9 protein-coding genes are annotated in these 12,621 nt (G+C 48.3%); 6 read left to right on the forward strand and 3 right to left on the reverse strand.

Translation table 11 applies throughout. From position 1 onward, the window contains the following. Positions 1 to 4 precede the first annotated feature (4 nt). From OEV79_02275 to OEV79_02300, 6 genes are all read left to right on the forward strand, one after another. Positions 5 to 988 carry a DNA-directed RNA polymerase subunit alpha gene (locus OEV79_02275; protein MDH4210258.1) on the forward strand — a complete coding sequence of 328 codons (984 nt, stop codon included), beginning with the start codon at positions 5 to 7 and terminating at the stop codon, positions 986 to 988. A 4-nt stretch (positions 989 to 992) separates the two neighbouring features. Continuing rightward, on the forward strand, positions 993 to 1,547 hold the full coding sequence (rplQ, locus tag OEV79_02280) for a 50S ribosomal protein L17 (GenBank protein ID MDH4210259.1): 555 nt from the start codon (positions 993 to 995) through the stop codon (positions 1,545 to 1,547). Positions 1,548 to 1,685: 138 nt separating this feature from the next. After that, a complete protein-coding gene (locus tag OEV79_02285) occupies positions 1,686 to 3,443 on the forward strand; it encodes a family 10 glycosylhydrolase (protein ID MDH4210260.1) in 1,758 nt (585 codons plus the stop codon). Between the two features lie 15 nt (positions 3,444 to 3,458). Further along, positions 3,459 to 4,823 (forward strand): TldD/PmbA family protein, encoded by a 1,365-nt coding sequence (locus OEV79_02290; protein ID MDH4210261.1) that lies wholly within the window; start codon positions 3,459 to 3,461, stop codon positions 4,821 to 4,823. Between the two features lies 1 nt (position 4,824). Continuing rightward, complete coding sequence (locus OEV79_02295) at positions 4,825 to 6,135, forward strand: TldD/PmbA family protein (GenBank protein ID MDH4210262.1); 1,311 nt, start codon at positions 4,825 to 4,827, stop codon at positions 6,133 to 6,135. A 244-nt stretch (positions 6,136 to 6,379) separates the two neighbouring features. Then, the gene (locus tag OEV79_02300) at positions 6,380 to 7,270 is read left to right on the forward strand and encodes a DMT family transporter (GenBank protein ID MDH4210263.1); all 891 of its coding nucleotides are present in this window, start codon (positions 6,380 to 6,382) and stop codon (positions 7,268 to 7,270) included. Positions 7,271 to 7,296: 26 nt separating this feature from the next. Here the strand turns inward: OEV79_02300 and ftsY are convergent, their stop codons facing one another. From ftsY to OEV79_02315, 3 genes are read right to left on the reverse strand one after another with little or no spacing between them, the layout of a single operon-like run. Beyond that, complete coding sequence (gene ftsY / locus OEV79_02305) at positions 7,297 to 8,136, reverse strand: signal recognition particle-docking protein FtsY (protein ID MDH4210264.1); 840 nt, start codon at positions 8,134 to 8,136, stop codon at positions 7,297 to 7,299. 37 nt (positions 8,137 to 8,173) lie between these two features. Beyond that, positions 8,174 to 11,632, reverse strand: coding sequence for a chromosome segregation protein SMC (gene smc, locus OEV79_02310; GenBank protein MDH4210265.1), 3,459 nt, complete (start codon positions 11,630 to 11,632; stop codon positions 8,174 to 8,176). A gap of 24 nt (positions 11,633 to 11,656) precedes the next feature. Continuing rightward, positions 11,657 to 12,604, reverse strand: coding sequence for an HD domain-containing protein (locus tag OEV79_02315; GenBank protein ID MDH4210266.1), 948 nt, complete (start codon positions 12,602 to 12,604; stop codon positions 11,657 to 11,659). Positions 12,605 to 12,621: the final 17 nt, after the last annotated feature.

Genomic DNA, 12,621 nt, shown 5'->3' on the forward strand with positions numbered 1-12,621 from the left:
AACTATGACACTAAAACCGCTGGTCATGCCGAAAAGTGTCGAAATCGACAAGGAAGCGACCAACGACATTTTTGGCCGTTTCATGCTCTCACCGCTTGAGCGTGGCTTTGGCGTTACTCTAGGAAATTCGCTACGCAGAGTGCTCATGTCATCGATACAAGGAGCAGCTATTACCCGGATAAGAATCGAAGATATTCTCCAGGAATTCTCTGCCATCCCAGGCGTCTATGAAGATGTCATACAGATTATCCTGAACCTCAAGAAGGTACGGGTCAAACTACTTTCTGATGAACCAAGCAATCTCTACCTGAAGGTCAAAGCAAGGAAAGAGTATCTGGCTGAAAACATAGAAAAGAATCCAAACGTGATCATCGCCAATCCTGATCAGAAGATCCTGACCGTCACGGATACCAAAGTCAATTTCACGTTGGAAATGTTTGTGGAGGCCGGTCGCGGCTACGCACCATCCGAAATGCTCAAGCATGGCGAAGTACCGGTTGGTACTATCTTTCTCGACGCCATCTTCTCACCCGTGCTCGCCGTCAACTTCGACGTCACTACAACACGAGTGGGTACCAGAACAGACTACGACCATTTGATTCTCGATGTGAAGACCGATGGCACGATTACTCCGGTCGAAGCGTTGGTGGAAGCATCGGGGCTCATGAAACACCATCTCTCTTTCTTTACAAGTCTCGGTGTGGAACCGCAATTCTCTTCCAAGGAACAGCTCGATGCCGAGCACCGGAGGATCAGAGAAATTCTGAAACGCAGCATCGACGAGCTCGAAATATCAGTAAGAGCCTCCAACTGCCTCAAAGAAAAAGACATCAAGACAATAGGTGAATTGGTCAAGAAAAGCAGCAAGGAATTGCTGAGCTACGAGAATTTCGGGCGAAAGTCGCTTAAAGAATTAGAGAAGAACCTCGCCAAAGTCGGACTCCACCTGGAGATGGATGTCAACAAATATCTGAAAGAGGACATATAACACCATGAGACACGGAAACCGCGTAAAGAAGCTCGGCAGGACAAGGGAGCACCGCCGTGCGCTTATGAAGAATCTCTGCCGCTCATTGTTTATCTTCGAGAAGATAAAGACGACACTGCCCAAAGCAAAAGCAACGAGGCAGGTGGCCGAGCGCCTCATCGAATTCGCCAAGAGAAACGATCTTTCGGCAAAAAGGCATATCTACCGCTATATTCCGGACCACAAGCTCGTAAAAATAATCTGCGAGGAAATCGGACCCAAGTTCACTGAGCGCGCCGGTGGTTATACGAGGATATACCGGATAGGGCCACGCCTCGGCGATGGCGCGGAAATGGCGCTGTTGGAACTTGTAGAACAAAGCGATGCAGCCGTGATTTCGCAAAGAAGAAAATTGATCGAAAGACGACAATTGGCTGAGACCAAGAAAGAGAAGAAACCAAAGGAAAAGAAGGTCAAAGAAAAAAAATCAAAAACCAAACCAGAGGAAAAGAAAGAAGAAAAGAATATAAAACCCAGAAAATCAACAAAAACAAAGAAAACAAAGAAAAAATCCAAGTAGCGGCCCGGTGCTCATTCGGTCATGGGATATCCCCGGCACATTAGTTAACTACATCCCTCTATCATGAACGCACCCGTGAGAGCGTTGTCGTTACTCTGTACTCTTTTGATTTGTGTAACCTGCACACGCCACGCGGCTATGGAGAGAGAACCTGTCTTTACCACGCAGAAACCACAACATGAATTCCGGAGGGGCATGTGGGTACGGGCCGCCTCGACCGCGTCGCCCGACTCGATATCTCGTATCATGCAGATCGCAGGACAAATGAAGATCACCGACATCTTTGTACAAGTGGTCGTAGGCGGCTATGCATATTATAATTCGGACTTACTCCCGCGCAGCCAATATCTTTCGAAAATATCAGATCCGGATTATGACCCGCTCGATTCGCTGATCAGGGCGTGCGCGAGCACGCACATACGGGTTCACGCATGGGTGAATACGCTTTTGTACTGGTCGTTGTCCGAACCACCGGATTCACTCAGCCATGTGCTTTACCAACACCCGGAATGGCTCATTCGCGATGTCAATAATCGCTCCATGGCTGATTATCCTTACCGCAAATGGAAGAATCTACGCCTGGAAGGCCTGTACCTCGACCCTGAAAACCCGCAGGTTGTCACGTTTGTTCAAAGTGTATGTACAGAGATTGCATCGCGTTATCCGGTTGATGGTATTCATCTTGATTTCATCAGATACCCTGGTGTGCTATGGGGGTTGCCCGCCATCGACGAAACGGCAGTGCTCGCTGGTATCGAGGCGGAGACTGCATCGTGGTGTAACCTAGTACAATATGGACGCATGAGGTTGTATCAACGCTGGCAGTTCTGGAACGCCTGGCGCCTTACGCAAGGCCGTCAATACACGATAGCACGGATCGTCAGCGGCATAAATAATGCACTGAAGGAAAAAGCGATCAATGAGGATTGTCGCCTATCAGCAGCGGCCTTTGCCAATCCGGCCCTCTATAAGTATTCATTCGCGCAAAACTGGGCCGAATGGCCAGCCGAAATGTTCATGCCCGTGATAATGTCATACACACCTGACACCTCGCTGTTCCGTGATTATGTTGACTATGCTCTCTTCCACCGTCCCGACGCCCTCATTGGCATCGGGTTCCTGTGGCCTGGCATGGCATATATATCACAGATGCAGGAGCAGATAGTGATAGAGGCAGGTGGCCGTGGAGTTTGTTATTTCGATTTTGCCGCCATTGACACAACGGTCGATCTCCTTGCCGGCCAAACCGGTTCCGTCTCTGAAGTGAACGAAAATCTGCTGAATCAAAGTTCAAGAAACGACCCGGTGCCTGATGCTTACGAAGATGAACCACCCGCCGTCCTCGTCACCGGGGGCACCAATTCCTACACCTGGAACAGAGCCCTCTATTTCGCTGCGTTCCTCCTATCTCTTTCCATGAACCCTGACCGCGACCTCGGTCGAATGGGTATCGGAAGGGATCAGTTCCTCCACCTCGTCTTTAACGACGTTGCCGCGTTCGAATACCTGAACAGTAAGATCTTCCCGTTGGGCGATGAATTGATCCGACCACCCACAAGATCGATCAGTTACAGTTTCATACCGTGGAGCGACGGAGATTCGCTTTCGTTGATTCAGAGGGCGAGCGAAATGAGCGCTTATCTGAACGATACCATTCTTTATCCGTTTGCTGCCGATGTCCTGGCCAGAGCAGCGTTTACGGCTCTACCCCACACCAATGAGGTGATCCGCACACTGACCGGGATCTATGCTTTTACGGTCGACACGGTATATGATGGTGGAGAGAAGATCAGCAGATTCGGATTATCACCTGATCTCCAGCCGGTTTATCTCAACTGGACGATAAAAAGCAGGTTCGGAGAAATCATTGAAAATGCTCAGCAGTTTGGCGAATAGCAAACGGGAGAATATATGTTTGAAAAACTGAAATCAATACTGACGAAAGTCGATGCCGAGTACGCCGACATACGTCATGAAGTCAAGAATGTAATAAAGATCGCCTTCAATGGCAGAGAGTTGACCGAAATTGGGAACAATACGACAGATGGTTATGTTTTGCGGATCCTGAACAAGGGAGGCTACGCGTCTATCTCTTTCACCAGCCCTGAGCAGCATGAGAAAGCCCTGGCAACCGTGTCGGAAAACGCACATCTGATGTCCAGGTCCGCTAAGAAACCAGTGGTTTTCAAGAAGACCCCGGTCGTCAAAGATTATTACTCACCAAAACTCGAGGAAGACCCGCGCAAGGTCGCAATCGACGAGAAACTTCAGCTGACCAAAAAGTACAACGATATCATCCTGGCTACCGATAAAATCACCACGACCAGTGTTGCATACGCCGAACTATACCGGGATAAACATTTCCTGAGTACTGAAGGCAGCGAAATAAGGGAAGAATTGATAACAACACGTATCAGCGGGCTGATCACCAGCCGTGACGGGAAACTCATTCAGAACGTGCGCGTGGCGGCTGGCGGAAGCAATGGTTTCGCGGTTCTTCGGGACCGTGAGGATGAATTCGAAAAACGCGCCGGCATCGCCGTGGACCTTCTCAAGGCGCAGCCCATGCAGGGTGGTTGCTACAACGCTATCGTTAATCAGAGTCTGGGCGGCGTGTTCACGCACGAGGCCTTCGGTCACTTCTCAGAAGCCGACATTATCGAAAACAATCGTTCCGTGAGGGAAAGAATGAAGATCGGTGCGAAGCTCGGCAATGAAACAGTTAATATCGTCGACGACCCGACGATGCTCAGCCAACTGGGGCATTACCGCTATGACGACGAGGGTGTTGCTGCCTGCCGGACTTCTTTGCTCAAGAATGGCGTCCTCGTCGGCCGATTGCACTCGCGAAGGACCGCCGCAGCTTTCGAGGAACCGGCGAATGGCCATTGTGTCGCTGAGGACTACCGTTACGCCCCAATAATCAGGATGGGCACGATCTTCATTGAACCAGGCAAGAACACGCTCGAGGAACTACTCGCCCAATTAGGCAATGGCTACTATCTACTCGACGCAAAAGGCGGCCAGACAAGCGGCGAGAACTTCACCTTTGGTGCCCAGTACGGTTATATCGTGAAGAACGGGAAAATAGGTGCAATGGTGCGTGACATCAACATCTCCGGCAATCTTTACCAGACACTGAATAGCATTACGGCAATCGGGGGTGACTTGAAACTGAGCGAGGTTGGTGGCTGTGGCAAAGGGCAGAAAAACATTCGTTCCTGCCACGGCACTCCGCATATGCTGATAAACAATTTGATCATTGGGGGATCGTGAAATGGAAGAATTAATAAAAAAAGCAGAATCACAGAGCGACCAGGCCGAAGTATATTCTCTGGAACACCAACAGAATGATGTCGAATTTGAAGACGGCATACTGAAGGATATCAAGAGCGCAATGCAGGCCGGCATCACCTTACGAATGATACAGAACAAAAAGTTGGGTTTTGCCTACACGCGCAACATCAAAGATAAAGAAACCCTGATCCAGAACGCAAAGCGAGCTCTCGCCGGCGGCGTCGATGCGAGCTATGATTTCCCTTTTACAAAAAAGGTATCATCGCTGGACAGCTACGATCCTGCTATCGACCGGACAACAAGCACGATACTTGCCGATGAATGCAGCCGGATACATGATTACCTGAAGAACAAAACAGAAGGGCAGGTCAATGTTGATACCGGAACGGCAGTAACCAGGATACACATCGTGAATTCAGCGGGCACGGATCTTAAAACACAGAGTTCTCATTACTACATCACAGTTGCGATAATGTACCCTGGTTCAGCAACTAGTGTACATCGTTCGTTGGAATTCAAGAGTTTTAAGAAGGTAGAGTATTCATTCTTGGACAATCTGGTCAAACTCTACAGCAAGAGTGAGAGAGAGATCGATAAGGCTCATGGCCGCATGAAGATCCTTTTCATGCCGGAGGCCATGTACACCCTTACGTGGCGTTTGCAGAGTGCGACCAGTGGCGAGTCTCTTTATCACAAGCAATCACCGCTTGCCGACAGCCTTGAAAGCAAGATATTTGACGAAAAAATCTCCATCATCAACAATCCACTCGACGACGAATATCCTGGTGCCCGGGCCTTTGATGATGAAGGTGTCGAATCCCGGGAAATGGTGATCATTGACAAAGGAACGCTCCGGAATTATTACAATGACCTTTATTACGCGGCAAAATTGCAGGCTGAACCAACAGGTAACGGCTACAAGACCTCACGCTGGGGCAGTGACACGCTTTCAACAAAACCGGCGCCTGCACTGAGTCACATCATGATTAAACCAGGCAATACTGAATTCTGGCAACTCGTCGAGAAAATTGACCGGGGCATCGTTGTCTGCGGGGCGCTGGGAGCTGACAGCGGTAACATATCAAACGGAGATTTCTCGATCGGGCCGTCACCCGGTCTCTATGTCGAGAAGGGTGAGATCGTTGGCAGGATCAAAGATGCAATGATTGCCGGCAATCTATATTCGGTCATGAAGCGTGTGGTAGATATCGAGAACCAACTCCATCCGGCATATACTGGTTACTACCCGGCCGTTCTCTTCGACGAGATGCATATAGCCACGAAAACCTGACGATCTACTATAACCGGCCCTCAGTCAACCTGCAGACCGCAAGAATCAGAGGCAGAATTTCTATCTTGTATATGTTGACCGTCATCGTATAACATTCCTCATCTGATCATGGCTGATGTGCTACATTTGTGAACATTCCATTTGATTTGCAGGTGCATAACAGGTCAAGCGTTGAACGATAACAAGGGAGTGAAAAAGGACTTGTGTTGCGGCATTTTTTACAATATAATGCCGGATGCAATCGATGTTTCCGTTTGTTGGTGAAGCTTTATCCCTGTTAACAGCAGTCGTCTGGGCGCTGGCGGTTACATTATTCAGAAAGAGCGGTGAAACCGTTCATCCCCTCGCCCTCAACGTGTTTAAAAATATACTGGCGCTCGTGCTGCTCATACCGACGATCTGGCTCTTTGGTCAGACCCTCTGGCTTCAAGCATCGACCAGGACATATGTTATCTTGTTTCTCAGCGGCGCGGTAGGCATAGGTATTGGCGACACGCTCTTTTTCCAGAGTCTGAACAGGCTGGGTGCGGGGTTGACAGGGATCGTGGTCTGCATGTACAGCCCGTTCATCATTGCATTTTCACATATCTGGCTGCACGAGAGCCTTGCCCAACTGCAGCTCTTCGGCGTGCTACTCATCATCTTCGCTGTCTTGTTCACGACCGTACACAAGACATCACGGAGCGACATGCCGGCGCGGCCGTTCTTGGCCATTATTTATGGTGTTCTCGCATCCGCGGCAATGGCCGCCGGCGTAGTTTTGATGAAACCGCTACTCGGTAAGTATCCGGTTGTATGGGTAGCGGAAATTCGGCTTTTGGGAGGCATGGCTGCGTTAGCCATTATATTATTAATACATTCTGGCAGAAAACGAATATTGGCATCTCTTATGAGAACGAGTAACTGGCGCTACACTTTGAGCGGTTCACTTCTGGGGGCATACGTTTCAATGGTCTTATGGATCGCCGGGATGAAATACACGCAGGCATCAACCGCCTCGGCGCTGAATCAAACTAGCACAATATTCATCTTCATATTCGCCGGGTTACTCTTGAAGGAACCAGTAACAGCACGCCGGGCTGTGGGGATCGCCATCGCTTTCGTCGGCGCTTTTCTTGTGTCAATCTTCAAGTAGGCACGAGCGTTATTCTGACCCGCGCGTCATTCGAAAAGTGCGTGAACGAAATCCGCGGGTTCGAACTCAACGATATCCTCAATACCCTCTCCAATGCCGAGGTATAATACCGGTAAATGCAGCTCGTTGGAGATAGGTATGATCGCACCGCCCTTTGCCGTGCCATCGAATTTTGTCAGTATCAAACCATTCAGACTGATACCCTCGGTAAAGATCCTTGCCTGTTGGATTGAATTCTGTCCCAGCGTCGCGTCTACAGTCAGAAGATTATAGTCGGGCCCACCGGCTTTGAATTTTCTGATCACACGCAGAATTTTTTTCAACTCTTCCATCAGATCTGTCCTTGTATGCAATCTGCCCGCAGTATCGACGATCACATAGTCGATCTTTTTCGAGCTGGCTTTGGCAACCGCGTCAAAAACGACCGAAGCCGCATCCTGGCCCTTTTGCGAACCGACCATCTCCACGCCTATCCTCCGTGCCCATATTCCGAGCTGCTCGTGTGCAGCGTCCCGATATGTATCACCACTCGCCATGAGCACCGATCCTCGCCGAACGTAGAGATTGGCTAATTTCGCTACGGTAGTAGTCTTGCCTGAACCATTCACACCACTCACCATTATGATATACGGCGGCGACCCTGCGATCTCAGGTTTCGGAAGACTCAACAACCTGATCATTTCTTCCTTCAACGCCGTCAGCGCATCGCCCTTTTTCTTCTGTATTCTCTGGAGGATGACCGATGTATACTGAATGCCAACATCGGCCTGGATCAAAGTATCCTCAATGACATCTGGTGAAGCGTCTCTTGTAGCCGAGAACGCTTGCCTTATTTTCGCAAGTTTACCAACTAACGTGCTGAACATCACCTTATATCAGTATTACGGTGGATATTCCCCGGTGCTATTCTTCCAGCGCGGTTATCTTCTCCAGGTCCGCAAGTCGTGCTGAGATCACCTTGCTTTCCCTCGGTTTCTCCATGGTCAACCCGTAAAGATAATCCGCATATTCCATTGTCGCGCGATTGTGTGTGATGATCACTACTTGTGTTCTCTGCGAGAGATCACGCAGGAACTTATTGAACCTCACCACATTGATGTCATCGAGTGGTGCATCGATCTCGTCCAGGATGCAGAATGGAGCGGGTTTGACTAAATAGAACGCCAGGAGAAGACTGATCGCAAGCAGCGTTTTCTGACCACCTGATAGCTGGTTAATGGTCTTCAGTTTTCTACCCATCATGCGTACTACTATTTCCACCTTGCTTGCCAGCGGATTTTCCGGATCGGTCAATATCAAATCCGCCTGCCCATCCTCAAAGAAATTCGCAAAAACGTAATTGAATTCTTTCCTGACATGCGCAAAGACTTCATTGAAGCGATCACGCGCCCGCTGATCTAACTCCTCAATCGACCGCAGGAGATTCTTCTTAGCGGCAATAATATCATCCCTCTGCCCGAGAAATTCGTCCAATCTTTTCTTCTCTTCTTCATAAGCCTGCAAGCTCAAGGGATTGACTTCTCCAAGTTTTTCTATTCTCCCCCTTACTTCCGAGAGCCTGCTTCCGGCATCGGGCATCTCCTCCTCAGGAACATGGTCGTCGAGGACGATGCCGAATTCCTCATCAGCCTTATGCTTCAAATCATCACGGCGGTGGTTCTTCTCGAACAGCTGATATTTCAATTGCATTATCTGATCCTGCAAGATTTCATGGTCCTTCTGTTTTTGAGCCAATTGGTCATAAACGAGACCCTGTCTTTTGCTGTATTCGGCAAGTAGCTGGTCAGGTAATTGTGCTTCTTGCGTCAACCTCTCCTGCCTTTTTCGATTGAGCTCTTCTTTCAGGTTATTGATAGCTTCATTCAATTCACTGATATTGACAGGTAGCGTCTGTTCTCGTAATGCGTTGATATCAGATTCCGCAGCATTTATTTCACTCTCGATCTGCGCTATAGAGCTGGCAATACTTTCATTCTTTCCCTCCAGGACCGCCTTTTCAGTTGCAATTTTATTCATTTCAGAAACCGCCGTGTCGATCTGAATTTTCTTCTGCTTCATGCTTTCAAAGAGCTGCAGATTCCCCTTTATCAGGTCAGCCTTTTCGGCTTGAAGCTGTTCAATATTACGTTCCGCCGCCTCTATATTCCTGCTAATCGAATCGATCTCCCGCACCAGCGTTTCGCGATCCTCTTTTATATTGACCAGTTCTGATTCCCGCTTACCGAACTCCTTCGTTGTATCTTGCAGTTTTAAAGAACATTCTGATTTTCTGACATTGATCGTAAACAGCGCATTACGGGTATCATCGATATGCTGTTTTATCTCCTCAAGCTCAGCGTTCATGCGTTTTTTCTCTTCGGTCATGAACAGGACTTCATTGCGAAGTGCTTCGATTTTACCCTTGTATTCTTCCAGACTCTGGGTGATTTTGAAATATCCAACCTCGCCCCTCTCCACAACGATCGTGCCGCCTCTGAAAAGAACGCCATTTCCAGTTACAAAACCAAATTCAGGATATTGTTTAGAAAAATCGACTGCCTTGGTGTAATCTTCGACGAAAAAGTAATTCTTCACATAACGCACCAGCGAATCCGGCGCCGATCTAAATTCTACAAAATCGCCTATCGGTATTGCCCCCGGCATATCCAGGTCGGTCGACTTCTCTGAAGATAACCTCATATCGATGAAACCGAAGCGTCCTTCCGGGCAGTTCATTAGATCGTCTACACTATAATCCTTGAGCAGATAGAAACTCAGAAGATCGCCGAGACAGAGGTCTATCACCGACTCTTTTCCCTCGGCAACCTCAATATTGTCTTTGAACATCCCGACCACCCTGCCACCAAACCTCTGCTCTATTTCCCTCTTGCCTTCAACGTGGAGCCGTCGATTGAACATATCGATCATAACCCGGCAGTCATTAATTGCATCACTGCGCGCTTTCAAATTATCATCGATTTCATTCAACGTTTTTTCTAATGCGGCCATGTTGTCGTGCAAAACCTTCAATTCATTATCAGCCTCATCCTGCTGTTTAACGATTATGGCTAACTCACGATCGAGCTCCTTCCGGCTGTGCCGGTACTTCTCGAGTTCATCATTCTGCTGCGAAAGCTCGTCGGCCATTCGTGATAACACGCCTTCTTTGTTATCTTTGTCATATTTCAGTGTTGATATATTACTCTGTGCAACAATGATGCTATTTGCGGCATCCGAAATCTTCTTCTCGCTTTCTCTATAGGATTTCTCCAAAGAAAAGTATTCCTCATTCTCGGCATCGAGTTTTTCACGTATACCGCTCATTCCCGACCGGACATCACCGAGTCTCGCGTCGATCTTCTTGCGTTCTTCTTCTGCTTCAGTCAACCGCTTGCGATTGTTGTTTACAACTTCTTCCTTTTCCTTAATGCTGGTGAGTATTCTTTCGGAGAGAATCGTCTTGGTCCTGACCTCTTTCTCTTTCTCATCGATCTGATTCTGCAAAGCGTCGATAGTGTTTATCAACTGGGACATTTGTGAAAGGTTTTCCTTCTTTTCGCTCTCGACATTCTCGATCTCTTTTTTCAGCTTCTCACGCTCCTCTTCCAGTTGCTTTATTGTATGCAGCAAAGTCTGCCGGGCAGATTCCTGCGCATCTATTTTGCCCTGAATTGTTTTGATGTCTCCGAGCGCCTCCTTGAGTTCATTGACCATGATATAGAGCTTAAGAGTCTTGTACTCTGCCCTCAATTCGTTATACAAACGGGCCTGACGCACCTGCCTTTTCAAACCTCTCAAACCCCGCTGCATCTCGCCGATGATATCCTCAAGCCTCAGTAGATCCTGCTCCGTGGCCACAAGACGGCGCCTGGTTTGCTCTTTCCTCTCCTGGTATTTAAGGATACCGGCGACATCATCGAACATCTCCTTGGTATTACCGTGTACGATCCGCTCAACCTCTGCCAGTTCGAGAAAAGAATAGGTCAAGGCACCTGAATTGAGAAACAAGGCCTGTATATCCTGTAGACGGCATTTGACCCTATTGAGAAAGAACTCACTTTCGCCGGTTTTGTAGAAACGCCGCTTGATCTCGAACTCGCTGCCGAATTGCGGGAAATAATCTTCATTATCTATTGTCACCGCGACCTCGGTGAAGTTCGCGTCCTCGTTGGTATCGGCAGACACATATATCAAATCCTCGATCCTCTCACAACGCAGAGCCTTCATGCTCTGCTCGCCGAAAACCCAGCGTAACGCATCGAATATGTTCGATTTACCACTGCCGTTAGGACCGACGAACGCAGTCACACCGGTGTTCAATAATACTTTTGTTTCCTCACGAAAAGATTTGAAACCGTAGAGCTTTATTTCTTTAATTTTCATCTGATTCCTTCATCACGATCCTGGCTAAGATTCCTCGCCGAGATAAATTTCCCGTTCCAGAAAAGGATGGTAATCGCTCCACTGTTTGTTCTGACCACGATGTCTTGAGTAAATCTGCCTCATCATTTCTATTTTTGAATCAAGGTTATCCGCATAATGTAACACCAGGGCTTCAGGAAACAAAGGTTGTTTCGGAGATCCCCATTCCTTTTCACCGTGGTGAGATAAGATCATATGCAGTATCTTCAACCTGAGATCGCCGGGAAAACCGGGAATGTGCCTGAGGCGCTCAGCAACCATCTCGCTACCAATCACGATGTGGCCGAGCAATCTTCCGCGGTCTGAAATGTTGATACTTCTTTTGTAGGTGTATTCTTCGATCTTACCGATATCATGCAAAATACCGCCGGTGATCAGCAAATCTACATTCAGGAAGTCATAAACCGATTGTATTTTCTTAAGCACCCTGAGTACACTCAGGGTGTGAACGGCAAGACCACCGAGATAGGCATGATGAACTCTCTTGGCAGCAGGTGCCAGGCGAAACAGTATCATGAATTCATTATCGTCAAAGAAAGAATCCAGGAGCTTGCGTAAGCTCGCATCCCGCACATTTGCCCTGAAATCCTGCAGTGCTTTCATCACTTCATTGATATCACCGGAATAGCTTGGCAGGAAATCACCCGCGTCAACCTCACTTTCCTCTACCAAGCTCATCGAATTAACGACAACCTGCAATCGTCCGCTATATTCAGTAACATTACCGGTTATGAACACGAAGTCGCCAGCCGAAACCTCACCAAGGCTATCACCATCCCACGAGATGCCGTCTATTGTACCGGTACGGTCAGAAAATTCCAGGATAGCGTAGAAACCGCCGTCCTTCTTGTCTTTGACTATCTTCTTGCCGAGCGCAAAAATCTCCTTGACGGATTGACCTGCCTTGAGTTCATCGACATACTGACTTTTCATGATCCTCGCTAATTTCT

Source organism: candidate division WOR-3 bacterium (assembly GCA_029858255.1).
Taxonomy (GTDB): Bacteria; Hydrothermota; Tepidihabitantia; order SM23-42; family SM23-42; genus SM23-42.